General features: G+C 60.6%; 24 protein-coding genes. 3 read left to right on the top strand and 21 right to left on the bottom strand.

Features of this window, described 5'->3' with window-relative positions; all coding sequences use genetic code 11:
- The first annotated feature begins 1 nt into the window (after nucleotide 1).
- Nucleotides 2–1486 (top strand): polysaccharide pyruvyl transferase family protein, encoded by a 1485-nt coding sequence (locus HWU94_RS01560; RefSeq protein WP_185174017.1) that lies wholly within the window; start codon nucleotides 2–4, stop codon nucleotides 1484–1486.
- A 204-nt stretch (nucleotides 1487–1690) separates the two neighbouring features.
- Here HWU94_RS01560 and pstB read toward each other — a convergent pair whose 3' ends face one another.
- The 4 genes from pstB to HWU94_RS01540 form a co-directional block, all read right to left on the bottom strand.
- Nucleotides 1691–2470, bottom strand: a complete 780-nt coding sequence (gene pstB / locus HWU94_RS01555) for a phosphate ABC transporter ATP-binding protein PstB (RefSeq protein WP_135011575.1) — start codon at nucleotides 2468–2470, stop codon at nucleotides 1691–1693.
- A gap of 67 nt (nucleotides 2471–2537) precedes the next feature.
- Nucleotides 2538–3635, bottom strand: a complete 1098-nt coding sequence (gene pstA / locus HWU94_RS01550; protein WP_185174016.1) for a phosphate ABC transporter permease PstA — start codon at nucleotides 3633–3635, stop codon at nucleotides 2538–2540.
- Nucleotides 3635–4603, bottom strand: a complete 969-nt coding sequence (pstC, locus tag HWU94_RS01545; RefSeq protein ID WP_185174015.1) for a phosphate ABC transporter permease subunit PstC — start codon at nucleotides 4601–4603, stop codon at nucleotides 3635–3637. Before pstC ends, pstA begins: the two co-directional genes overlap by 1 nt.
- Before the next feature lie 83 nt (nucleotides 4604–4686).
- Nucleotides 4687–5796, bottom strand: a complete 1110-nt coding sequence (locus tag HWU94_RS01540; RefSeq protein WP_185174014.1) for a phosphate ABC transporter substrate-binding protein PstS — start codon at nucleotides 5794–5796, stop codon at nucleotides 4687–4689.
- Between the two features lie 217 nt (nucleotides 5797–6013).
- Here HWU94_RS01540 and HWU94_RS01535 point away from each other — a divergent pair, with 217 nt between their 5' ends.
- Nucleotides 6014–7495, top strand: a complete 1482-nt coding sequence (locus HWU94_RS01535; protein WP_244955990.1) for an FUSC family protein — start codon at nucleotides 6014–6016, stop codon at nucleotides 7493–7495.
- On the opposite strand, the gene radA is transcribed toward HWU94_RS01535, so the two are convergent.
- The 3 genes from radA to HWU94_RS01520 form a co-directional block, all read right to left on the bottom strand.
- On the bottom strand, nucleotides 7492–8895 hold the full coding sequence (gene radA / locus HWU94_RS01530) for a DNA repair protein RadA (protein ID WP_185174013.1): 1404 nt from the start codon (nucleotides 8893–8895) through the stop codon (nucleotides 7492–7494). The genes HWU94_RS01535 and radA overlap by 4 nt on opposite strands.
- Nucleotides 8896–8946: 51 nt before the next feature.
- Nucleotides 8947–10014, bottom strand: coding sequence for a DNA integrity scanning diadenylate cyclase DisA (gene disA / locus HWU94_RS01525; protein ID WP_185174012.1), 1068 nt, complete (start codon nucleotides 10012–10014; stop codon nucleotides 8947–8949).
- Between the two features lie 95 nt (nucleotides 10015–10109).
- Complete coding sequence (locus HWU94_RS01520) at nucleotides 10110–10904, bottom strand: hypothetical protein (RefSeq protein WP_185174011.1); 795 nt, start codon at nucleotides 10902–10904, stop codon at nucleotides 10110–10112.
- Between the two features lie 86 nt (nucleotides 10905–10990).
- Between HWU94_RS01520 and HWU94_RS01515 the strand changes: the two genes are divergently transcribed.
- Entirely contained in the window at nucleotides 10991–11956 is a 966-nt protein-coding gene (locus HWU94_RS01515) for an A/G-specific adenine glycosylase (protein ID WP_185174010.1), read from the top strand.
- Here HWU94_RS01515 and HWU94_RS01510 read toward each other — a convergent pair.
- The 14 genes from HWU94_RS01510 to HWU94_RS01445 form a co-directional block, all read right to left on the bottom strand.
- Nucleotides 11953–12252: a hypothetical protein gene (locus HWU94_RS01510; RefSeq protein ID WP_185174009.1), complete on the bottom strand. Its 300-nt coding sequence runs from the start codon at nucleotides 12250–12252 to the stop codon at nucleotides 11953–11955. The two genes, HWU94_RS01515 and HWU94_RS01510, sit on opposite strands and share 4 nt — an antisense overlap.
- Nucleotides 12246–12812: a hypothetical protein gene (locus HWU94_RS01505; RefSeq protein WP_185174008.1), complete on the bottom strand. Its 567-nt coding sequence runs from the start codon at nucleotides 12810–12812 to the stop codon at nucleotides 12246–12248. The genes HWU94_RS01510 and HWU94_RS01505 overlap by 7 nt, the downstream gene beginning before the upstream one ends.
- A gap of 25 nt (nucleotides 12813–12837) precedes the next feature.
- The gene (locus HWU94_RS01500; RefSeq protein WP_185174007.1) at nucleotides 12838–13167 is read right to left on the bottom strand and encodes a hypothetical protein; all 330 of its coding nucleotides are present in this window, start codon (nucleotides 13165–13167) and stop codon (nucleotides 12838–12840) included.
- Nucleotides 13152–13709, bottom strand: coding sequence for a hypothetical protein (locus HWU94_RS01495; RefSeq protein ID WP_185174006.1), 558 nt, complete (start codon nucleotides 13707–13709; stop codon nucleotides 13152–13154). The genes HWU94_RS01500 and HWU94_RS01495 overlap by 16 nt, the downstream gene beginning before the upstream one ends.
- Nucleotides 13710–13799: 90 nt before the next feature.
- The gene (locus HWU94_RS01490) at nucleotides 13800–14306 is read right to left on the bottom strand and encodes an amino-acid N-acetyltransferase (protein ID WP_185174005.1); all 507 of its coding nucleotides are present in this window, start codon (nucleotides 14304–14306) and stop codon (nucleotides 13800–13802) included.
- Between the two features lie 419 nt (nucleotides 14307–14725).
- Nucleotides 14726–17344 (bottom strand): ATP-dependent Clp protease ATP-binding subunit, encoded by a 2619-nt coding sequence (locus HWU94_RS01485; RefSeq protein ID WP_185174004.1) that lies wholly within the window; start codon nucleotides 17342–17344, stop codon nucleotides 14726–14728.
- Nucleotides 17345–17668: 324 nt separating this feature from the next.
- Nucleotides 17669–18022, bottom strand: a complete 354-nt coding sequence (locus HWU94_RS01480; protein ID WP_185174003.1) for an Lsr2 family protein — start codon at nucleotides 18020–18022, stop codon at nucleotides 17669–17671.
- A 205-nt stretch (nucleotides 18023–18227) separates the two neighbouring features.
- Entirely contained in the window at nucleotides 18228–18425 is a 198-nt protein-coding gene (locus tag HWU94_RS01475) for a hypothetical protein (RefSeq protein ID WP_185174002.1), read from the bottom strand.
- A 120-nt stretch (nucleotides 18426–18545) separates the two neighbouring features.
- Nucleotides 18546–20003, bottom strand: a complete 1458-nt coding sequence (gene lysS, locus HWU94_RS01470) for a lysine--tRNA ligase (protein WP_185174710.1) — start codon at nucleotides 20001–20003, stop codon at nucleotides 18546–18548.
- A 97-nt stretch (nucleotides 20004–20100) separates the two neighbouring features.
- Nucleotides 20101–20967, bottom strand: coding sequence for a pantoate--beta-alanine ligase (gene panC / locus HWU94_RS01465; RefSeq protein ID WP_185174709.1), 867 nt, complete (start codon nucleotides 20965–20967; stop codon nucleotides 20101–20103).
- Nucleotides 20968–21057: 90 nt separating this feature from the next.
- Entirely contained in the window at nucleotides 21058–21960 is a 903-nt protein-coding gene (locus HWU94_RS01460; RefSeq protein ID WP_185174001.1) for a Rossmann-like and DUF2520 domain-containing protein, read from the bottom strand.
- A gap of 61 nt (nucleotides 21961–22021) precedes the next feature.
- Nucleotides 22022–23068 (bottom strand): PH domain-containing protein, encoded by a 1047-nt coding sequence (locus HWU94_RS01455; RefSeq protein WP_185174000.1) that lies wholly within the window; start codon nucleotides 23066–23068, stop codon nucleotides 22022–22024.
- Between the two features lie 51 nt (nucleotides 23069–23119).
- The gene (locus HWU94_RS01450) at nucleotides 23120–23647 is read right to left on the bottom strand and encodes a PH domain-containing protein (protein WP_185173999.1); all 528 of its coding nucleotides are present in this window, start codon (nucleotides 23645–23647) and stop codon (nucleotides 23120–23122) included.
- Nucleotides 23648–24205, bottom strand: a complete 558-nt coding sequence (locus HWU94_RS01445; RefSeq protein WP_185173998.1) for a PH domain-containing protein — start codon at nucleotides 24203–24205, stop codon at nucleotides 23648–23650.
- Nucleotides 24206–24227 lie beyond the last annotated feature (22 nt).

Here is a 24227-nt window from a genome sequence, read left to right as displayed (position 1 = left end):
CATGCCTCGCATCCTAGTGCTCGCAGACCTAGGGCAGTCTGTGTACCACGTTGGCGACGAAGCCATGGGCATCGCAACCGCTGCCGAGCTCACTCGACGTGGCTATGAAGTCTTCATCGCAACCCGTAATATCGAACATTCCCAGGCCTATATCGGATCTGCTACCGGCTACATCAAAACCCTAGAATTCCCTTGGCCACCTGCGGAGCGTGAAATCTATCTTAACGACGTTAAAGCCCATCTTAGGGGCGAGCCAGCCCGCCCCGAGATAGAAGAGTTTGTGCGCCAGGTAGCCGATATGGACGGCATTGTCATTGCCGGTGGCGGTAACATGAACTCGACCTATGGCTGGTTGCTCTATGAACGTGCCGCCTACGCCCTGGTAGCCCAGGCCCACGAGATTCCCCTGGTTATCTCTGGCCAGTCGGTAGGGCCGGTGCTCACCGACGCCGACGCCGAGACCCTGCGTGATATGCTCTCGTCAGCCCAGCTTGTAGGTATGCGTGAGCGCTTCTCGCATGCGTGGGCTCATAACGCGGATATCGACTCCCACCTGATTGTGGACGACGCTACCTTCTACCAGCACCAGAAGCGTTCACTGCCCGGCCGCCCGGTTGTAGACCTACCCGAACACTATATTTGCGCTACTTTCTCGGGTCTTACCCCGGGGCAGGCCCGGGTCATCGGGCAGCTGCTTGACGATATGCACCGCGAATACGGCCTGCGCACCGTCTTCCTGCCCCACATGGGCGAGCCACTGACCGACCAGGGCGATGTGGCAGTGCACGCCGAAATCACTTCACACATGTTCTCCGATCCCGTGCAGCTACCCATGGTGCACACAGACGACGCCATGCAGGTTCATCGCGGCGCCTTCATCGCGGTCTCTACCCGCTACCACCCCGGTGTCTTCTCCCTCTCAGCAGGTGTTCCCTTCGTGGCGCTACTGCCCGATGCCTTCACCGACATGCGGGTACGCGGCATGATGGAGCAGTACGGGGCTGAAAACTACGCTATTCCCCTGGCTCTGCTCAATTCTGCTGCCCCGGCTGAAGCCCTGCACGAAGTCATTCAGCTCCGCAATGAACTCTCTGAAACCCTGCTGGCGCGAGCCGAGCAGCTGCGCGGTTTCTCCGCCAGCTGGTGGGACGCCGCCTCCCACGTCCTCCTGCACGGGGCAGGGCAGGCTGCCCCGGCCGTCCGCGAGCTAGGCAACACCCCCACCATCTTTACCGGCGAGTGGAACATAACCAACCTGCTAGTGCGCGACGATATCGCAGACATTTCACTGGCTGCTGCCCGTGCCAGCGCAGAAACCGACCGGGCCCTCTCCTGGGACTACCAGCGTCTGCTCCAGCGCGACCGAGCTCAGGCTCGTGCCGACGAGCTAGAGCGTCGTAACGCCGAGCTGGCTGACTCCCTCATCGAAGCCGAAGAAAACGCCACCCTGCGCGGCTGGGTACGACGCAAGATGCGCGGCGAGTAGCCAAGCACCGGCAGATACGCAGCACCCCGGTATAAGCCGGGGTGCCACACTAAAAAGCCGCCCGACCCCGTCCTTTCCAGCAGCGAAAGGAGTTACGAGGCCGGGCGGCACACACATTCCCATGGTGTTCCCTCCCCCGCACAGCTACGGGGTGAGGGAAGTTTTGTATGCCCGCTTCCAGCGGGCGCTAGCGGGGCGCTAGGCTTAGCCGAAGCGGCCTGAGACGTAGTCTTCGGTAGCCTTCTGGCTGGGGTTGTTGAAGATTTCCTGGGTGGGGGCGTACTCGATGAGCTTGCCGGGCTTGCCGGTGCCCGCAATGTTGAAGAAGGCGGTCTTGTCTGAGACGCGGGCTGCCTGCTGCATATTGTGGGTCACGATGACGACGGTGAAGTTTTCCTTGAGCTCGTTGATAAGGTCTTCAACAGCCAGGGTTGAGATGGGGTCGAGGGCGGAGCAGGGCTCGTCCATGAGGATCACATCGGGCTTGACCGCGATGGAGCGGGCGATGCACAGGCGCTGCTGCTGGCCGCCGGAGAGGCCTGAGCCGGGCTTATCGAGACGATCCTTGACCTCGTTCCAGAGGTTGGCTCCGCGCAGGGAGGATTCGACCAGCTCGTCTGCGTCGGTCTTGGAGATCTTGCGGTTGTTGAGCTTGACGCCTGCCAGCACGTTCTCGCGGATGGACATGGTGGGGAAGGGGTTGGGGCGCTGGAAGACCATACCGATTTGGGAGCGGACGACCACGGGGTCAACACCCTTGCCGTAGAGGTTTTCGCCGTCGAGCAGTACCTTACCTTCAACGCGGGCACCGGGGATAACCTCGTGCATGCGGTTGAGGGTGCGTAGGAAGGTTGACTTACCGCAGCCTGAGGGGCCGATGAAGGCAGTGACGGTGCGGGGTTCGATTTCCATGGAGATGTCTTCTACCGCGAGGAAATCGCCGTAGTACACGTTCAGGTTTTCAACGTCGATGCGCTTTGACATGGAGTTTTCCTTTTTCTGAAAGTCTTGTGGGGGCCGGTGGGCGCGCTAGGCGGGTGCGCTGCTGGGTTTATCGACCGGTCTTGGGGGCGAAGATCTTGGCGATGGCTCGGGCAATGAGGTTGAGTACCATCACGATGATAATCAGGATCAGTGCGGCAGCCCAGGCGCGGGTCTCTGAGACCGAGGCGGCGGTGGGGCTGGTGGGCGTCATGATCTGGTAGTAGATGTAGGTGGGCAGGGTTGCCATCCAGCCGCTGAAGGCGCTCCAGTTGATGGAGGTGACGAAGCCTGCGGTCACCAGGATGGGGGCAGTTTCGCCGATGACGCGGGCGATAGCCAGGGTCACACCCGATGCGATGCCTGAGATAGCGGTGGGAATAACGACCTTCATGATGGTACGCCACTTACGGACGCCCAGGGCGTAGGACGCCTCGCGCAGTTCGTTGGGTACGATACGCAGCATTTCTTCGGCGTTACGCACCACGGTGGGGATCATGAGGACGGACAGGGCGACCGCAGCCACCAGGCCCATACGGTTCATGGGGTTACCTGATACCAGGGCGAAGAAGGAGGCTGCGAAGAGGCCCGCCACGATGGAGGGGATACCGGTCATGACGTCCACGAAGAAGGTGATGGCTTTGGAGAGCCACTTGCCCTGGCCGTATTCCACCAGGTAGATGGCGGTGAGCAGGCCGATGGGTACCGAGATGATAGTGGCCAGCAGGGTAATTTCGAGGGTACCGATGATGGCGTGGTAGATACCGCCAAACACGGGGCCTTCGCCTGCAGCGGCGGCGTTATCGTGTACGCCGGTGACGCCCTTCATGGAGGTGCTCAGGAAGTTACCTGACAGGCCGGGGATACCCTTGGCGAGTACGGTGAAAAGTACTGAGACCAGGGGGATGAGGGCCACCAGGAAGGTGCCGTAGACCAGGTAGCGGGCGAAGGCGTCCTGGCCCTTGCGCTTGCCTTCGAAGGAGGTGACGGCCAGGGGGCCGGCAATCACGAAGATGATGCCTGCAAAGAGGGTGAAGGTTGCGATGGAGAAGCCGATGAGGGCACTGGCGGCGGCGCCCAGAATCAGGGAGCCTGCGCCGACGGCCAGGGGCAGCCACTTGGGGGCCTGGCGGCTGGCGAAGCGGGATGAGGTGGTAGCTACAGACATTAGTTAGCTCCTGAGAAGTCCTTGTAGCGGGCCACAATCATGCGGGCCAGGATGTTGACGATGAGGGTGATGACGAAGAGCACCAGACCTGCTGCAATAAGCTCTGACATGCGCAGACCGTAGGCCTCGGGGAAGTTGAGGGCGATCTCTGAGGCGAAGGTCTGGTTGCCGGATTTGATGATGGAGGCGGTCAGCGGGCCGGACGCCAGTACCAGGGTCACTGCCATGGTTTCACCGAGGGCACGGCCCAGTGCCAGCATGACGGAGGAAATGATGCCGGTGCGGGCGAAGGGGAAGACGGTCATGCGAATCATCTCCCAGCGGGTGGCGCCCAGGCCCAGGGCTGCTTCTTCCTGCAGGGTGGGGGTCTGGATGAAGATTTCGCGGCACATGGAGGTGATGATCGGCAAGATCATGATGCCCAGGACGATGCCCGCGGTCAGAATAGTCTTACCGGTCTGTGAGGCGGGGCCTTCGAAGATAGGGATGAAGCCCAGGTAGGTGGCCAGCCAGTCGTAGAAGGGCACGATCTTGGGGGCCAGTACCGAAGCACCCCAGGCACCGAAGATAACGGAGGGGATGGCGGCCAGCAGGTCGATCACATAGCCGATACCTTTAGCCAGCTTGCGGGGGGCGTAGTGGGAGATGAACAGAGCCACGCCGATGCCGATGGGGGTTGCCAGGAGCAGGGCGATGGTCGAGGCGATGAGGGTGCCGATGGTCAGCGGGATGATGTACCGAATGAAGCTGCCGCTGGTGAGGTCTGCTGGGTCTGCGGTGAAAACCGGCAGGGCCTGGGCGACCAGGAAGATAGCGACAGCTGCCAGAACGATAAGAATAAGGACGCCGGCGCCGAGGGAGATACCCGAGAAGATTTTATCTGCCGCCGGGTTTCCTACATCGGGAAGGTCCTTGGTTTTCGCACGGGCGCTGCTGGTGCCCGGCTGCGGTGCTGCTGTGGTTGACATGGGAATGTGAAACCTTTGTCGTTTTGACGCGGGTCAAGGTGCGGCCGGGTCGGAAACCTGGCCGCACCTTGATGAATGCGGTGTTACTGGGTAACGGTGATGGATTCGATAGCCTTCTGAGCATCAGCGATGAGGGCGCCGGTCAGGGGGGCTGACTGGGCTGCATCGGCGGCGTCCTGCTGACCCTGCTCGGAGACTACGTAGTTCTCGTAGGCCTTGACCAGGGTGACGTCGTCTTCTGAGGAGTAGCCGGAGCAGACGATGTGGTAGGAGACCAGCACAACGGGGTAGGCGGTGGAGTCCTCGGGGGTGCGGTTGATGTTGATCGCCATGTCGTTTTCGTTCTGGCCACCTACGCGCTCAGAAAGTTCTACGGTCTTGGCAGCGGCTTCTGCTGACAGTTCAACGTAGGAGTCGCCAACCTTGACGTTGATCTTGCCCAGGTCGCCGATGGCTGAGGCGTCCGCGTAGGTGATAGCACCCTCGGTGGATGAGGTGGTGGAGACAACACCGGAGGTACCCTTGTTTGATTCACCGGCGTACTGGGAGGGCCAGTTGCCGTCTGCTTCTACGTCCCAGGCGCCGTTAGAGGCTGCTGCCAGGTACTCGGTGAAGTTTTCGGTGGTGCCAGAGTCATCGGAGCGGTGGACGACGGTGATCTTGGTGTCGGGCAGGGTAACGCCTTCGTTCTGTGAGGCGATAGCGGCATCGTTCCAGGTGGTGATTTCGCCCTTGAAGATCTTGGCGATGGTTTCGCCGTCCAGGTTCAGTGAGTCAACACCGGGCAGGTTGAAGGCTACAGCTACGGGGGAGATGTAGACGGGGATGTTGATAGCACCGCCGTCGCCGCATACCTCCTTGGACTGCTCCCATTCATCACCCTTGAGAGCGCGGTCTGAGCCGGCGAACTTAGCGCCACCAGCGAGCAGGGCCTCGCGGCCTGCACCGGAGCCGTCCGGTGAGTACTGTACGGTGCCGCCCAGGTCAGCGAAACCGGTTTCCCAAGCGGTGATTGCTGCCTGCTGGGATGAGGCACCAACGCCGGTCAGGGGGGTGGAGGGCAGGGAAGCTGCGCTGGAACCTGCGTCTGAGGAGGTGGCGGTGCCGGTTGCATTGTCTGAACCGCAAGCGGTGAATGCGAGTGCGCCTACAGCTGCAAGTGAGCCCCAACGAGCAAGTGACTTAGCCTTCACAGGTGATTTCCTTTGAGTTTGTGTGTCCTACCCTGTCTCGTGTGAGAACTGTGTGAGACGGTGAGTAGGAAGGGAACGGTGTCTAACGCATCTGACTTTAGGAGCGTTAGGTAGCAGGTGGGCTAGCAGTGGGTGAACGGTGGGTGAACAGGGGGCGCACAGTTAGGGTTAAGGACGCCGGCGGTCGGGTTGAGGCCGCAGGTTTAGAATGGTGGGTATGGGTTTTGGTCAGCAGGTTGAAAGTTTAAAGAAGCGAGCTCGGGATCATAGTCGCCTGGGCTGGCAGCGTATGAAGGACGGCTTTTTCCAGTCTCTTCAGATTGTGGTCTCGGGTATCGGGGCCTATCTTTTTGCGGAGAAGGTGCTGGGGCATACCGAACCGATTTTTGCGGCAACCGCTGCCATTGTTTCTCTGGGTTATATCACCGGCGCTACCCACGCCCGCCGCATCCTAGAGGTGTCGTTTGGCGTGACCCTGGGTATCTTGATGGGTGACATGATGATGCTCGCCCTGGGTCGGGGCATCTGGCAGGCAGGGTTGGTCATGTTCCTGTCGATTATGCTGGCCCGGTTCTTGGATAATGGGATTATTTTTACTATTCAGATGGGTCTGCAGTCCTGCCTGGTGGTCTTGCTCCCGCCGAATATCGACGGGCCTTTTGCCCGAAGCCTAGACGGTATTGTCGGTGGTCTGTGCGCTTTCTTGCTCATGTTCCTCTTCCCTAAAGACCCGCGTCGCACCCCGCGTGAGAACGCTAAAACCATGATGGGTTCTTTTGCTGCGGTCTTCCGCGATGCCGGTGAGGCGATGGAGCACTACGACGGTAAGGAGGCCTGGCATGCCCTGGCGTCCGCCCGTCGTCTACAGCCTCTCTATAACACCTGTGAGAAGGACATTATTACCTCAAAGGGCATGGCCCAGCTGGCCTGGACGGGCCGGTCTCATATGAAGGAGCTCGACCGCTATTCCCAGGCCCTGAGCAAGATTGACTACGCTATCCGCAACACCCGGGTGCTCAACCGCCGACTCGCTTCAACCATCAATAACGTGCAGATTTCGCAGGAGGCTATCACTTCTATCGCTGAGGCCCTCAAGAGCATTGGTGATGCGGTGGAGGTGCTGGGTGAGGGTATGTCTGCCCCAGAGGCGGACACCCGTACCGAGCGGAAGATGAAGGCACGCCGTGATCTCTCACATCTTGCTGGTCGCCTGGAGCCGCACATGATGGGTGTGCGCACCATGGAGGCTGAGGCCCTGGTGCTGATGCTCCGCCCCCTGGTGGTCGACCTTTTGGAGGCTTCGGGCCTTACCCACCAGCAGGCGGTCGATATGCTGGTGCCCCTGGGTGATTCCATGACGGAGCACGCCCCCACCACTACGTTGTTACCGGTGCAGGCAGACGCGGACACCGGTGGTCAGCAGGGTTCCCAACGGCAGCGGGTGGAGCAGAAGCAGCGGGACGATACCCGTCAGCTCACCACGGTTCTTCGCGCAAAAGACCGCGCCCCCATTCGGGAGATCCGCGAAGCTTCGGTACGTGACCCCCGCAGTATGCCTGCTGTACCGCCGGCAGGAAACGGGGCGGATGCGTCCGCCCAGCTGCTCGACAGCGCCGCTAGAGTTGAGAAGCAGCAGGCCCTGAATACAGCCCAGCTGACCGTAATCGAGCAGAACCTCAAGAAGGAGAAGGGCGACTAGCCCTGGCCGGGGAAGAGCAGAGCCAGGGCCTCCCCCAGTGAGGCGACCTCGCGTACCGACACACCGGCAGGTACATCCCCCACACCGGCCGGTGAGGCAGGCACAATCACGTGGGTAAAGCCCAGTCGCCCGACCTCGGCGATACGCTGGCGGATGCCGGGAACAGCCCGGACCTCGCCCGCTAGACCGACTTCGCCAAAGACCGCCAGCTTGCGCGGCAGGGGCTTATCTTGCGCGGCGGAGGCCAGGGCGATGACGCAGGCCAGGTCGGCGGACGGCTCAGAAATCTTAGCCCCGCCCACGGTTGAGATATAGCAGTCTAGCTTGCCCACGTTGAACCCGGCCCGCTTCTGTAGCACAGCCAGCAGCATAGAGATACGGGAACTGTCGAGACCGCTGGTGGTTCTTCGGGGCTGCGGGGTGGCGCTGGTGTCGAGCAAGGCCTGAACCTCAGCGAGCAGGGGGCGGCGGCCCTCCATGGTGACGGTGACGCAGGTGCCCGAGACCGGGTGCGGGGTGCGGGAGACGAAGAGACCCGAGGGGTCGGTGACGGGGGCGATACCGTCCTCGTGCATATCGAAACAGCCCACCTCGTCAGTGGGGCCAAAGCGGTTCTTGATAGCCCGCAGCATACGAATAGGGGTGTGCTTATCGCCCTCAAACTGGCAGACAACATCGACCAGGTGCTCCAGCAGGCGGGGGCCAGCGATAGTGCCCTCCTTTGTCACATGGCCCACCAGCAGGGTACACATATTGCGGCGTTTAGCGGCAGCAATCAGCGAGGCGGCAACCTCTCGCACCTGGGTGACGCCACCGGCGCTCCCCTCGACCTCGGATGAGGCCAGGGTCTGCACCGAGTCCACGATCATCAGGTCGGGGTTGACCTGTTCGATATGGGCCAGGGCGGTGCCGAGATCGGTTTCGCTGGTCAGGTAGAGGGTATCGGCCAGGGCACCAATGCGGTCGGCGCGGAGCTTGACCTGGGCGGCTGATTCTTCGCCGGTCACATACAGGACGTTGTGAGGCTTTCCCGTTGACTCACCGCGGGCAAAGGTAGCGGCTACATCGAGCAACAGGGTGGACTTACCGACGCCGGGTTCACCGGCCATGAGAATCACTGCCCCGGGCACCAGGCCGCCGCCTAAGACACGGTCGAACTCCGGGTTGCAGGTGCTCATATACTGAGCCACGGTGGAATCAACCCGCCCAATGGGCTGGGCGGGAGTCTGCACACTCGATGCCACGGTGGTTTTAGCAGCAACCGACCCGACAGCTTCTTCTACGGTGCCCCAGGACTGACATTCGCCGCAACGCCCCACCCATTTAGCGGTGGTCCAACCGCATTCAGTGCAGCGGTAGGCGTTAGCGGAGCGTGAGCGGGTTGTTTTACGGGTAGCCATATCAACAGCATAAGGCCGGTGGCTGACACTTTAAGCGCTGCCAGCTAAAGCCTACATAAATCTCTCTAAGAGCGAGCTTTCGGCCATTCGGGAGAGGGATTCTCGAATCACGCGGGCGCGCTGTTCACCGATGCCTTCGACGGCCCGCAGGTCATCGAGGCTGGCAGCCATCAGCGACTGTAGGCCGTCAAAGCGGTCGACCAGGCGGTCAGCGACCGCCCCCGGCATGGACTTGATACCGGCTAATAGGCGGTGCCCGTGGGGGTGGAGCGGGGCGTCCAGTTCCTCACCCAACCCTGCGGTGCGGGCGATGGTCAGGGGGTCAACGATTTCCTTATCGTCGAGCTGGGCCAGGGCATCTACAGCGGCCTGAAGTTCTTCAGGGGTAGTCTCAGACGGCAGGTAGTCGCGCAGCACTACCCAGGTAGCTGGCAGGTTATGGGTCGTCAGTTCTTCAAGCTGCAGGGCGACCAGGCGGCCCACGTTGCCCAGCTCCACCACGTAGTGGCCCGCCTCGACGGTAATTCTGCGAACCATCTCCATACGCTGTAGGGTGCTGGCTACATCGCGCAGGGTTACGTTGGCTTCGATTTCGAGGGAGGACAGCTGGTGGAGCACCTGCTCTAGGCGTTCGGTGTAGCTATCGAGGGTGCGGATAGCCTGGTTGGCGCGACTCATGAGCGACTGGGTGTCTTCAACCGTGTAACGGATTCCCTCGGTATAGACCGAAATCAGGGACATAGACGCGCTCACCGCGATGACGGGGAAGCCGGTTTGTTTTGCCACGCGTTCTGCGGTGCGGTGGCGGGTACCCGACTCATTGGTATCGATGGACGGGTCGGGTAGCAGCTGCACTCCTGCTGCCAGCAGGGTGGAAGCGTCCTTGTCGCACACAATCGCGCCGTCCATCTTGGCGAGCTCCCGCACGCGGGTGGCAGAGAATTCGGTGTTGATAGCAAACCCGCCCGACGACATCTGCGCTACGGTCTTATCGCTGCCCAGCACGATCAGCGCACCGGTGCGGCCGCGCAAGATTCTTTCCAGACCCTCGCGGAGTTCGGTACCGGGGGCGATTTGGGCGATTGTTTTCAGCAGAGATTCACTATAAACCGTTAGCACTCCACCAATTTTAGTGCACAGAGGGGCTAGAAACGGCACCGCCCCGGCACGCGCAGGGTGGGCCGGGGCGGTAGCGGTCTGTGAGGCTAAGGTTCTTAACCGGTGATGATGATACGGACGGGCTGTGAGGTCACGCCGTTGACGGTTGCGGTTGCCCAGTAGTAGCCGGGCTGGATGGTTGCTGAGGTGTTGCAGCCCAGGACGTTGAGGGAGCGGTTCCAGGTCAGGGCGGTGGTGTTGGTGGCACCTGCGGCAACTTCAGCGTCTTCTACGGGGTTGGCGTAGCACTGGGCGTAGTTGTAGACCTGGGCGGGGCCGGAGGTGATGTTAACGTCTACGTTGTTGGCACCGCCGGTCACGATGCAGGGGTTACCCGAGGTGTTGGTGTAGGTAACGGCCAGGGCAGGGTTCTGGCCCGCTGCGTAGCTGTTGCGGTCAGCGGTCAGGCTTACCTGCAGGTCGGCTGCGGTGCAGGCAGCCGCAATAACTTCGGTGGGTGAGGCGGACGCAGTGGGTTCAGCTGATTCGCTAGGCTCAGCGGACGCGGTGGGCTCAGCTGGTTCGGTAGCCTCTTCGCTGGCGGTGGCTGATTCACTTGCGTCGGCTGACGCTGATTCGCTGGCACTTGCGGAGTCGCTGGGCTCAGCGCTTTCTGAGGGGGTCGCTGATTCGGTAGCGCGCTGACTAAAGTCGCTGAAGGCTTCAGCGCTGGTGGAGGTACTTGCGGTGGCGGTTGCGTTGTCGGAGCTGTTACCGCGACCTGCTAACCAGCTGATGAGGCCGATAATGAGGAGCAGAACTAGGACCAGAATAAGCAGGGCAACAATGCGGCGGCGGCGGTAGACCTCGGGTGAGACCTCTTCCACCTGTGAATCAACGTTTTCAGACATACATCTAGAGTACCTTTTTCTATGCCGCCTGCGGAACTTTTGCGCCGTATTAGCTCTCGTAAGGGCCGGTGTTTTAGAGTGTTGGGGTGTCTTTTACTTTGCCGTTGAGCCAGTTGACTCCCCAGGAACTTGAGAACCTGCACACCGAGATTAACGGGTGGTATTTAGAGAACCGCCGTGACCTGCCCTGGCGCACCGGGAGTAATACTCCCTGGGAGGTGATGGTCAGCGAGTTTATGCTGCAGCAGACTCCGGTTAAGCGGGTCTTGCCGGTTTGGGAGACTTGGTTAGAGCGCTGGCCCTCCCCCGCTGATTTGGCGGCTGAAGATTCGGGTGAGGCTGTGCGAGCGTGGGGACGTCTGGGCTACCCCCGTCGGGCGCTTCGACTGCATGCTGCAGCACAGGCTATTGTTCAGCAGCACGGTGGCCAGGTACCGGGTAGCTACGAGGAGCTTTTGGCCTTACCCGGCGTGGGATCATATACCGCGGCAGCTATATCTGTGTTTGCGTTTGGGGCAAGGGCCACGGTGATTGATACCAATATCCGCCGGGTTCACGCCCGCCTTATCTCGGGCAAGGCGCTGCCGGCTAAGGCACTAACGGCTGCCGAAACCCGCTTAGCCGACGAGCTGATGCCCGCTGACCTGGCGGCGTCCTGCCTGTGGAATGTCTCGGTCATGGAGCTGGGAGCGCTCATCTGCACCGCTAAAGCCCCGAGCTGCGAGCGCTGCCCTGTGCTGGATTCCTGTGCCTGGGTTGCGGCAGGACGCCCCGAGGCCGACTATGTGCCTAAGGGCCAGGCTTGGGCCGGTACCGACCGCCAGTTGCGGGGTGCCATGATGGGCGTGCTGCGCGCCGCCCAGGAGCCAGTGCCGGCCCAGCTGCTGACCGGTGTAGGGCGGGTAGATATGGTTGTTCCCGAGGGTCTTGTTCCTGCTGTTGCGAAGCTGCGGGCGCTCTCTCCCTCGCCGGAGCAGGTTGAGCGTTGCTTCTCGGGGCTCCTGGCGGACGGCCTCGCCCGGCAGGTTGAGGGCAATAAGGTCAGCCTTTAACCGAAGCTCACGGTTGTTGCACTGCCCCAGAAAATCGCTGCGAAAGGAATAACCACTCCAGCAATGAAGGAGAAGAGGAAGTAGCCTCGCTTGAAGACCCCGTGCTGGCGGGGGTAGCGCACCCCGTTAGCGTATGTGCCTGCGATGAGCAGAATAAGGGACAAGAGTTGAGCGGAGGGAGCGAGGAGCACAAAGACCAGTACCGGGTACCAGGGCTGGGCGAAGAAGCCCGGCCGGTAGTTGAGGTAGACCTGACGGCCGGTAGTGTCGTAGTGGGTGTCTGTTCTCTTTAACATGTCAGCCTCGCTTCTGCGGTGCCCTCGCTGTCAATGGAGAAGTTCACGCAACGGGTGTAGCCATAGCTGTTGAGGCTGGCGCGGTTGAACTCCCTCACCACCGATACCCGGGCGGCAGGCCCCTTTTCTTCCCATATCTCAGGCTCCCTGTCGTAGACCGAGTTATCGCCAAGCAGGGAGAAGCTGGATGAGGTGTAGGTGAGGTTACTCAGGTAGGTGATAGCAGAGCCGTCGGTGCACCAACCCAGGGAGAAAACCGTGGTGGTCAGGTCAGACCCCAGCAGGTTTTCTTCTGTTACCGGTGTGCTCGCCTGCCAGCACTGATGGTCTGAATAGAGGGCCGCCTCTTTTTCGGTGATCTTATCGCGGGTTGACCCCGTCACCAGATTACTGACACTCCAGGGGCTCACCGATACAAGTAGCGCACCGTCATTATTCTGCATTTGGTCCCAGTTCTTCATTTGCTGGCTAGAGACAAGCCAGCCCAGCAAGAGGGGCAGAATAACCAGCACGGCGGTACAGACCCGCCCTAGCAGGATGGTGTGATGCCTCGTTTTCACCGTTCTCCTCGCTTTCTCTCCGAGGCTAGGGGCGCGCGTCCGTCACGCTCACCCCGGTCGCTAAAGTGAACACCAGGTGCACCACGGGCAGGAGGGCCACAAGCACCACCGAAAGATAGAAGTAGACCGGGTAAAAGACCTCATAGACCCTGGGGTAGCGCACCCCGTGGACATAAACGCCAGCGGCTAGCACCAGCCACAGGGCTAGGGGCTGATTTACGAGCAAAAGCAGGAGCAGGGTCAGAGGATAAACCCAGGTCGCAAAGAGGCCGGGTACTGTCTGCAAAAAGACCGGGCGACCGTTCTCAGCCAGAACCGTACCTGGTACCTGCTCAAGGTCTAGTTGGGGACGCACGAGAGCTCTCCTTCCGCTGTACCCTCAGCGTCGAGGGTAAAGGCCACACACCGTTCGAAACCGTAGCTCGGCAGGCCGCTACTGTTATTCACCATGCGGCTAATAACCGTGCGGTATGACTCAAGGGAATCCAGCTCATAGGCCAGTGAATAATCGGGGTTAGCAGGCGGATCTGAGCGCATGTTAGGGCCCTCGTAGTCAACCGTGGTGGCGTCCTGCTGGTAGACGATACCGCCGTCCTTCGCGCACCAGATAACGGAGAATTTATGGGACAGAAGCTCCTTGCCCAGAATATTCGTTTCGGCAACGCGGGTGAAGGCCTGCCAGCACTGGGCATCGGAATAGCCGGGTACTGCTGCCTTGCGGGTCACCGTAATATGTTCAATAGGCTCACTGCTCGGTGAGCGCCCTAAAGTTGAAGTTCCCGCCAGGAAAAACGAGGCAACAACGGCAAGCAAGAGGCTCAAGCCGAGTGCGGCGCCGGCAACGATGCCGGGTCGCTTTTTCTGACGGTATGTTCCCTGTAAATCCTGACGATTCATGGTTCACACCTTTCAGAAGTTGTGATATAGATTACCTTAAAAGCCGGGCGTATTCTAGACCTGTAGAAGGAAAACCTCCAGCCCCGCCCCCTAGATTTCCAGGATCATCCGGGTATTTCCTAGAGTATTGGGCTTCACCCGGGCAAGGTCAAGAAACTCAGCCACGCCCTCATCGTGCGACCGCAGCAGCTCCATAAAAGTCTCAGAATCAATCTGATCCTGATTCTCCATCACCCTAAACCCCTGGCGCTTGAAGAAATCCACCTCAAAGGTCAGACAAAAAACACTGGCAACACCCAGCCGCCGGGCCCGCTCCACCAGAGCGACTACCAGGGCGTGCCCCACTCCCCGACCGCGCGCAGCAGGAGCTGCCGCCAGCGTCCTAATTTCAGCGATGTTCTGCCACATCACGTGCAGGGCCCCGCAGCCGAGGACCTGCCCGGCGGCGTCCTCAACAATAAGGAACTCCTGGATAGCCTCATAGTAGGCCACGGCCTCTTTATCAAGCAGAATCCCCTCAAGTGCCAGCGGGCGCACCAGGGCTTGGATAGCGGGCACATCGTGCACGGTGGCGGGGCGGACGGTCACATCTGTCATTCCTCAAGGCTACTGCCCTGCCCACCCGGGAGCCAAAGCCCCATGAGACGCAAAACCGCTTAAACAATAAATCAGCCCCCGACCGCCAACCGGCGCGGGAGCTGATTTACATCATTACACACACATACACACAAGAGTCTTCTTGTCCTAAAGTTGCCCCACACACCGGGGCTTTATAGCTTCAGGGGCTCTGTCGAACCGTATGACTTAAGTATGGCAAGCCAGCCTTGAGCGCAAGCCTTAAAGAGCTGGGCGCAAGCTGAAAGGTTGGTCAAGCTTTGGTTACATTTTTGACCGCCCATCACAAAAGCATCATAGAACCAGCCAGCGCACCACAAAACTACCCGGTGCAGCACAAAGCCGCCTGCGGCGTCCTTGATATCAGGACGCTGCAGACGGCTTGCACTTGCGGAGGCGGCTTAGCGCTCGCCGGCCTCGCGAGCCTCTTCAGCCTCGAAACGCTGCTCAGCAGTCTCGTTAGCTACCTCAGCTTCAGGAATTGCGGGGAGTTCCTTCTGGTCCTCGCCAAAGGCCTTGTCGAAGGCCTCGGCGTCCAGCTCGCCCAGGGGAGCTGACGAGAAGGTGAACTTGGCCAGGTCACCCTCGCCCTCAACGTCCACGGTGATTTTCTCGCCGGGCTTGATCTCGCCGAAGAGGATCTTCTCAGAGAGCGGGTCTTCCAGGTTGCGCTGCATCTCGCGGCGCAGCGGGCGGGCACCCATGGAGGGGTCGTAGCCCTTAGCTGCCATGAGAGCCTTAGCCTTATCGGTCAGCTCGATTGACATATCCTGCTCAGCCAGGCGCTTGGCCAGGCGGGCAACAAAGAGGTCAACAATCTGCAGAATCTCAGACTCGGAGAGCTGGGGGAAGACGATGATGTCGTCCACGCGGTTGAGGAACTCAGGGCGGAAGTGCTCCTTGAGGGATTCCATCACGCGGCCCTGCATGCGCTCGTAGGAGCCCTGGTCGTCGCCGACCTGCTGGAAGCCCACGGGTACACGGCGGGCCATTTCGCGGGAGCCCAGGTTGGTGGTCATGATGATGACGGTGTTCTTGAAGTCCACCACGCGACCCTGGGAGTCGGTCAGGCGGCCGTCTTCCAGAATCTGCAGCAGGGAGTTGAAGAGGTCAGCGTGAGCCTTTTCGACCTCGTCAAAGAGCACAACGGAGAAGGGCTTGCGGCGGACCTTCTCGGTCAGCTGGCCGCCCTCCTCGTAGCCAACGTAGCCGGGAGGGGCACCGAAGAGGCGGGACACAGTGTGCTTCTCCTGGTACTCCGACATGTCCAGGGTGATGAGGGCGTCCTCGTCACCAAAGAGAAACTCAGCCAGGGCCTTAGCCAGCTCGGTCTTACCGACGCCGGTGGGGCCGGCGAAGATGAAGGAGCCACCAGGGCGCTTGGGGTCCTTGAGGCCCGCACGGGTACGGCGGATTGAGCGGGAGAGAGCCTTGATAGCGTTCTCCTGGCCAATGACGCGCTTGTGCAGCTCCTCTTCCATCTTGAGCAGACGGCCGGACTCTTCCTCGGTGATCTTGTAGACCGGAACACCGGTGGAGAAGGCAAGGACGTCGGCAATAACCTCGGGGGTCACCTCGCCGAAGGCGTCGCCAGCGTTGCGCCACTGCTGCTCAGCCTCTTCCTTCTCAGCGGCCAGCTTCTGCTCCTTATCACGCAGGTCAGCTGCCTTCTCGAACTCGTTAGCCGCGATGGCCTCTTCCTTCTCGCCTTTGAGCTTGGCGATGCGCTCTTCGAGCACCTTAATTTCAGGCGGAGCGGTCATGCGCTTGATACGCAGGCGGGCACCGGCCTCATCAATCAGGTCAACAGCCTTATCGGGCAGGAAGCGGTCAGAGATGTAGCGGTGGGCCAGGTTAACGGCGGTTTCCAGAGCCTCATCTGAGATGGTCACGCGGTGGTGGGCTTCGTACTTATCGCGCAGACCCTTGAGAATCTCAACTGCCAGCTCGGGGCTGGGCTCATCGACCTGGATGGGCTGGAAACGGCGCTCCAGGGCGGGGTCCTTCTCGATGTGCTTGCGGTACTCATCGAGGGTAGTTGCACCGATGGTCTGCAGCTCGCCACGGGCCAGCATGGGCTTCAGAATTGAGGCAGCGTCGATAGCACCCTCAGCTGCACCTGCACCGACCAGAGTGTGAATCTCATCGATGAAAAGGATGATGTCGCCGCGGTTGCGGATCTCCTTCAGCACCTTCTTCATGCGCTCTTCGAAGTCACCGCGGTAGCGGGAACCCGCCACCATGGAGCCCAAATCCAGGGTGTAAAGGTGCTTGTCCTTCAGAGTTTCAGGCACATCACCATGCACAATCGCCTGAGCCAGGCCCTCAGCAACAGCGGTCTTACCCACACCGGGCTCACCGATCAGCACGGGGTTGTTCTTAGTACGGCGAGAGAGCACCTGCATAACGCGCTCCATCTCCTTATGGCGACCAATCACGGGGTCAAGCTTGCCCTCGCGCGCCGCAGCGGTGAGGTTGCGTCCGAACTGGTCAAGAATGGCAGAGCCAGCCGGGGTGCCCTCGCGGGAGTTACCCGCACCCACACCGGCGGTCTCCTTACCACCCTCACCATTGTTGTTACCGGGGTAGCCAGAAATCAGGTCCATCACGGTCTGACGAACCTTAGCCGGCTCAGCACCCAGCTTAGTCAGAATCTGGTTACCTACACCCTCATTGGCGCGCACCATACCCAGCAGAATGTGCTCGGTACCAATGTAGCCGTGGTTCAGCTGGATAGCCTCGCGCATCGACAGCTCAAGAACCTTCTTAGCGCGCGGGGTAAAGGGAATATGACCGCTGGACGCCTGCGGGCCAGAACCGATGATGTCCTGCACCTGATCGCGCACGGCAGTGAGATTAATACCGAGCGACTCAAGAGCGCGAGCCGCAATACCCTCACCCTCGTGAATCAGACCGAGCAGAATGTGTTCGGTACCGATGTAGTTGTGGTTCAGCATGCGTGCTTCTTCTTGAGCAAGCACGATGACGCGACGGGCGCGGTCGGTAAACCGTTCAAACATTGAACACTCCTTGGAAACTTACTATTACCCAAAAGATTACGCGCGTTTTCAACCCCGCGGGGCGCTGTTCGCCACGGAATGAATGGTGTTCGCAGGGAGGGAAAGCCCCCATAGCCCATACCGATAAGAGAGCCTGTATTGAGTCAGTTGCTCGACTCTGAAGTTGCTCTGTTTTGTCTAGATAACCCGCTATATTTGCTCGACTAGACATACCTAGAATTTATCCGTCATTTCTCACAAGCCTATGCTTTATAGGCCGCTTATAAATAATGAGGCGGAACCCGCTCAACGGGTTCCGCCTCATAGAGACAAGAAGAAGATTATTTACTTGCTTTCTTTGCCCATAGCCTTGTAGTAGGCATCCTGAATGTTCTGGTGAATACGGCCACGGCTAGAAACCTCGTAGCCGTTTTCCTGGGCCCACTTACGAATTTCAGCGATTTCGGGATTGCGCTTAGCGGTGGTGCGTGAACCTGCGGGGCGGCCGGGGGTGCGCTGGGCACCCTGAACACGGCGGGCCTTAGCGGCGAAAGGACGGATGGCGTCACGCAGACGGGCAGCATTAGCGCTAGAAAGATCGATTTCGAACTGGCCGCCGTCGAGACCGAAACGTACGGTTTCTTCTGCGGGGCCGCCGTCGAGATCGTCTTCAAGAATAATCTTGACCTTCTGAGCCATTATGTTCTCCTTGGATGAGGCTGTTTAGGGAATATGAACCCAACCGCGTTTTTGGGCAGGGAAGGACATATAAGAGGACAATCCGCCTCTACCCTTTTCTGTGGGGCACGCAATCGAGTTAGTCACCCTTGATGACTAAAATAAATAGTACATATTCTTTTCTCAAAAAGGAAATAAATTCACGTTTTAGAGAACATAAAGAGTTTCATTTACTCTCTGAGGTTCCAAAAGGGTCCCGGGTTCCGTCCGCGTTTTTTACAGAGCGGTACCAGGCTTCGGCGTCCTTTTCGATATCCTGCCGGGCGGCACGCTCAGTGCGGTCAGCGCGGTTTATCCAGCGCAAAATAAAATAAAGCACCAAGCCCGCACCAATTGAGGGAACCAGGCCAATCAGGAATTCCATCTCTTCCTTACCTTTCGTGGATTTATGCTCCCTCCAATCTACCCCAGGTAGCTGGCAAACAGGGCAAGAAAAAGCCCGCCCGGCAGGCTGCCAGGCGGGCTAGAGGGGCGTAAGGACGCTTTACTCGGCTTCGGGCTTCATGAGCGGGAAGAGGATGGTTTCGCGAATACCTACACCGGTGAAGAGCATAATCAGGCGGTCGATGCCCAGGCCCAGGCCGCCCATGGGGGGAGCACCGTATTCGAGGGCGCGCAGGAAGTCGTCGTCGAGCTGCATGGCTTCGTCGTCGCCACCTGCTGCCAGTTTGGACTGCTCGGTCAGGCGCTCCCGCTGAATCACGGGGTCGATGAGCTCGGAGAAGGCGGTGCCTCGCTCCATACCGCCGATGATGAGGTCCCAGGCCTCGATGAGGTTGGCCTCGGAGCGGTGCTGGCGGGCCAGCGGCTGGGCTGAGGGCGGGTAGTCGTAGACGAAGGTGGGGTTGATGAGGGTGGGTTCAACGATTTCACCGAAGAGCTCAACAACCAGCTTCTCGGCGTCCCACTTGGGGTCAACGGGGACCTCGTGCTTCTCGGCGATAGCGCGCAGTTCTTCTGCGGTGGTGGCGGGGGTAATCTCAACACCCACGGCCTCGGACAGGCCGGGGTAGACGCCCAGCCACTTCCACTCGCCGGTCAGGTCGATGGTACCGGCTTCGGTTTCGATCTGGTGTACGCCCACAGCGTCGGCGCAGGCCATGATGATTTCCTGCATGCGCTTGGCCATGACGAACTGGTCGGCGTAAGCTTCGTAGCATTCCAGGGTGGTGAATTCGGGGCTGTGGGTGGAGTCTACGCCCTCGTTGCGGAAGACACGGCCAATTTCGTAGACGCGTTCCAGGCCGCCTACCTCAGCGCGCTTGAGGAAGAGCTCGGTGGCAATGCGCAGGGTCATAGGCTGGTCAAAGGCGTTCAGGTGGGTTTCGAAGGGGCGGGCTGCCGCACCACCGTGAATGAGCTGCAGGATGGGGGTTTCCAGCTCGATGTAGCCGTGGTCGTTCAGCACGTTACGCACGGTCTGGGTGATCTTGGCGCGCTTGATGACCAGGTCGCGGGCTTCGTCGCGCACCATCAGGTCGAGGTAGCGCTGGCGGACGCGGGTCTCTTCGTTCAGGTCGGAGTGTAGGTTGGGCATGGGGCGTAGGGCCTTGGATGCCATCTGCCATTCGTCCGCCATGATGGAGAGCTCGCCGCGGCGGGATGAGATGACCTCGCCCTTGACGAAGACGTGGTCGCCCAGGTCAACCAGGGCCTTCCAGTCAGCCAGGGATTCTTCGCCCACGCTGGCCAGGGAGATCATGGCCTGGATGCGGGTGCCGTTGCCCTGCTGCAGGGAGGCGAAGCAGAGCTTGCCGGTGTTGCGCACGAAGACGACGCGTCCGGCTACGCCAACGATGTCACCGGTGGTCTGGTCTGCTTCGAGCTTGCCGTCGTACTTCTCACGGATTTCGGTGATGGTGTGGGTGACGGGGACGCCCACGGGGTAGGCTTCACGGCCAGATTCGAGCAGCTTGGCGCGCTTTTCGAGGCGAATCTGCATCTGCTCTGAGACGCCGTGGTCGAAGGCGGTGGTTTCGGCGGGGGTATTGCCCTGTTCAGTCAATGATGTACCTGTTCTTAGGTTGGGTATAGAGGTCTTAGTTAATTTCCATGTTATCGATGAGGCGGGTGGAGCCCACGTAGGCTGCCACGAGCGCTAGCACACGTGCCTGTTCACTCTGGGGGGCCTCAAAGGTGTCGGTGTCGACGACTTCGAGGTAGTCCAGGCGCACGCCTTCGGTGCTATCGATCGTGGTACGGGCCTGGGCGATGTCCTCTGCGCTCAAGCTGCCGGTAATGTACTTTTCGCGCAGGGTTGCCAGGGTACGGGAAAGCACCAGGGCCGCTTCGCGTTCTTCAGCGCTCAGGTACTGGTTGCGCGAGGAGAGGGCAAGGCCGTCGTCCGCACGTACCACGGGCACAGGCTTGATGGTTACCTCGTGGTTGAAGTCCTTAACCATGCGCTGAATAAGGGCCAGCTGCTGGGCGTCCTTCTGCCCGAAGTAGGCGTTAAGGGTGCCTTCCCCTACCAGGGGCTTCAGAATATTGAAGAACTTATTGACCACGGTCAGCACACCGTCGAAGTGGCCGGGGCGGGTCTTGCCCTCAAAGAGGGTGCCCAGCTTGCCTGAGACAACGGTGATTTTGGGGTCGCCACCGGGGTACATTTCTTCAACAGTGGGGGCGAAGATGACGTCGACGTCCGCTTCGGTCGCCAGGGCGGCGTCCGCTTCAAGAGTGCGGGGGTAGCGGTCGTAGTCTTCGTTGGGCCCGAACTGGAGGGGGTTCACGAAGATAGAGAGCACCACAACATCGTTCTGTTCGCGGGCACGGCGAATCAGGGTGGCGTGCCCGTCGTGCAGGGCGCCCATGGTGGCTACATAGCCTACGGTGAGGGGTTTCTCTGCGGCGGAGGTTTCACCGGTGTCTCGGCGGCGGCTGGCGGTGGTGAGGGCCAGGAGCATTTCGTTGCCAAGATCGGTGATGGTGTGTGCGATAGGGGCTTGACTCGTCACGGTGGTGAGGGGTCCTTTCGTGTTTTGCGCCCTCCCAGTTTACCCGGCGAGCGCTTGAAGCACAGCATGGTAGCTCTCATGGGTGAGGGCTCCACGGCTGTGGGCGCGTTCGGCGGTGGCGCGGGCGAGGGCCAGGTAGGCGGCCTTGATGTCGTCTGCGTTTTCTTCGAGGGCGTAGCTGGCAAGGATTTGGGCGTGGGCGGCTACGGTGTGGGCGTCTCCGCGGGCGACGGGGCCGGTGAGGGCGCTATCGCCGTTGGCGAGGGCGTTGTCGAGGGAGGCTCTCAGCAGGGGTTCGATGTAGCGGGCCGGGTTCTCGATGCCGATGGAGGCCAGGATTTGGAGGGCCTGGCCGGTGATAGTGACCAGGTGGTTGGATCCGTGGGCGAGGGCTGCGTGGTAGAGGGGGCGGTCGCCTTCGGCGATGAGGACGGGTTCCCCGCCCATTTCGACGACCAGGGCTTGGGCGATGGGGGTGAAGGGTGCTGGGCCGGTGACGCCGAAGCTGGTGTTGGCGAGGCGGGGCAGGTCAAGGGAGAGGCCGGTGAAGGTCATGGCCGGGTGAATGGATAGGCCGATGGCGCCCTGGGTGGTAGCCGGGGCTAGGACGCCCACACCGTGGCGTCCTGAGGTGTGGATGAGAATTTGCCCGGGCCGCCAGCCGTCGGTTTCGGCGATACCTTTGACCAGGTCGGTCAGGGCGTCGTCGGGTACGGCCAGGAGCACTACTTCGCTGGTGGTAATGATCTCGGGGATGGTGGACACCGGGACGCCGGGGAGCAGGGCTTCGGCTCGGGTGCGGGAGGCTTCTGAGACGGCATGGACGCCGGTAATCAGGTGCCCGGCGGAACGGAGGGCTGCGCCGAGCACGGCCCCTACTTTCCCTGCTGAAATCACGCCGATACCCAGGCGGGCGGGCTTAAGGTGGTTGGTGCTCTGCATGGGGCCCTTTCTGTCTGCGTCCTGCCTGCTTAGTTTACCGGGGCACCGTGCTGCTCACTCCCTAAGACCCTACTCCTTCTCTCTTTACCCTAGAGTTTGTCTCAGGGTGAAGAGAGAAAGAATAGGGTGATTCAGGTGCAACCCCCATCTGGGCCAGGCGGACGGTCAGGGCGCGGGCGACCTCGGCGTCCGCATTATGCACAGAGGTGGACAGGGTTCCCCCGGCGACCCGCAAGGACAGGTGGGCCAGCCCGGCCTTCTTCTGCAGGGGCCCCTGGGCCAGCTCAAAACTCTGCACCTTACGGTGCGGCACAAAGGTTAGACGGCGAACCCAGCGACCCGAGCGGACCAAAAGAAGCATAGGAGTCACCGCAAAACCGTTGCGGCGGTAGGTGAACGGGTCAAACCAGCGGGCAGACGCCGGGGACACCGTAAAGCCCTGATCAGTGCCGCTACCCGCCAGGCCAGCTAAGAGCTGGTCAGGTGACACGCCGCCGTTCTGCTGGGCAGGGAGCACCAGGGGCAGCACCCGCATCACGTCGTCGAGCGTGCCCACCGGCAGCAGCTCCCCGGCGAATTCGCCCTGGTCGCTGCCCTTACCCAGCAGAGTGACCTTGATTCGGTACCAGCCGGCCATGCGCCACAGCAGGGGCTGCTCCACCGAAATACGCTGAATACGCCCCTCGGGCAGGGTCTGGGTGGTGGTGTCGGTAAAACCGAAACGAGTTTTCAGACCGTCCGAGCTGGTGGAAAGCGAAAAATTGAAACCGGTGTTAAAGCGCTTCCAGGCGCTCGAAACGATAGCCAGGATAACCGCCACGTTCGAAGCGAAAATAGCGCCCAGGGACATCTCTGCCCAGAACATCAGCCCGCCCATCACCAAGAGGAAAAGCAGGCCCACGGCCCAGCCCAGGCTCAGCACCATCGACCCCAACAGCCGCGCAACCGGCACCTTGACGATAAGCTGCTCACCGGCGTCCTTAACCCCCAGAAAATTCTCGGTGAGATGGTCGCTCAGGCGGTCTGCCATGTCACGGTGGGCGAGCTGGTCGGCAGGAGCGGACGCCGGCGCCGGGGAGTCTGCCGCATCGGCTTTGAGGGTGCGCACCCGGGCTAGAAGCTGCTCGCGCAGGGCACGGGCGTCGGCATACTTGAGGAACTACACCCGCAGGGCAGAAGAATCGCCGTCTGCCACGTCGAATTTAAGCTCTGCCAGGCCCAGCAGGCGGGCCATCAGGGGGCGGTTGACGTCGATAGACTGCACGCGGTCCAGCCGGGCCTTGCGCTCGGTTTTGAAGAGCATGCCGCTCTTGATGTAGACATTGTGGTTATCGACCGCAAACCGGTAAAAGAACCAGGTTGAGAGGAAGGGCAGCAGCAAGATCAGGAAGAAGACGGCCAGCACTCCCAGGAACCAGAAGCCCCCGAAGATGCTCGTCCAGGAGAGAAAGACGGTACCTGGCGGGCCACTCTGCCCGAGTTCGCGCAAGTCAAGGGGTTCTTCGCCGGTGAAGAGGTCGTCGACCACGTTGTTAGCGACGGTGTAGACGAACACGACGATAATCAGCCAGGCCCTCACCAGGGGTGAGAGCGGGTGGGCACGACGCCAGGTAAGGGCGGCTTCTTCGCGGGCGGTGATATCGGTGGAAACCGCCGGAGATTCTGAAGTGGGTACCTGTTCACTCATTTAGAGGCCTGCCATTCTGGCGTCTGACAGGTCGGTGAGAACCTCGCGCAACTGGTCAGCATCGCTCTTGGCCAGGCCCGGAATGGTGATGCTGTTGGCCGCGGTTTTTACCTCGACGCTGGCCAGTGAGAGCGCATTTTCGAGCGGCCCAGAGGACACATCGACGTACTGGATACGCCCGTAGGGCACAGCGGTAACTGAACGGAAGAGCAGGCCGGAGCGTTTGAGCAGGTGGTCAGCGCGTTCACTGTAGCCGATAGCCTGCACCCGACGCTTGACCAGTATCAGCGCCCACAGCCGCCAGATGAGCACCAGGGCAGGTAGGCCCCAGTAGGCCCAGGGTGCCCAGTTCCAGCTCTCCACCACAAGCGTCATGATAAGCGGCAAGGAGGCCAGCCCCAACAGGATGAGAGACCAGACCAGAGAGGTGATGAGCTTAACCCGAACGTACTTGGGCGAAACCCGCTTCCAGCTGACCTCGGGCAAATCTACAGTCTGCTTACCCAGGCCATCAAGGTCGAGCGGGGGCAGGGTAGGTGTAAATTGCGGCTCGTTCATGGTGCTCTCTCGTTACGTATAC

It is taken from the genome of Rothia nasimurium, assembly GCF_014217215.1.
Taxonomy (GTDB): Bacteria; Actinomycetota; Actinomycetes; order Actinomycetales; family Micrococcaceae; genus Rothia; species Rothia avistercoris.
This window is presented reverse-complemented; position numbering and strand designations above follow the sequence as displayed.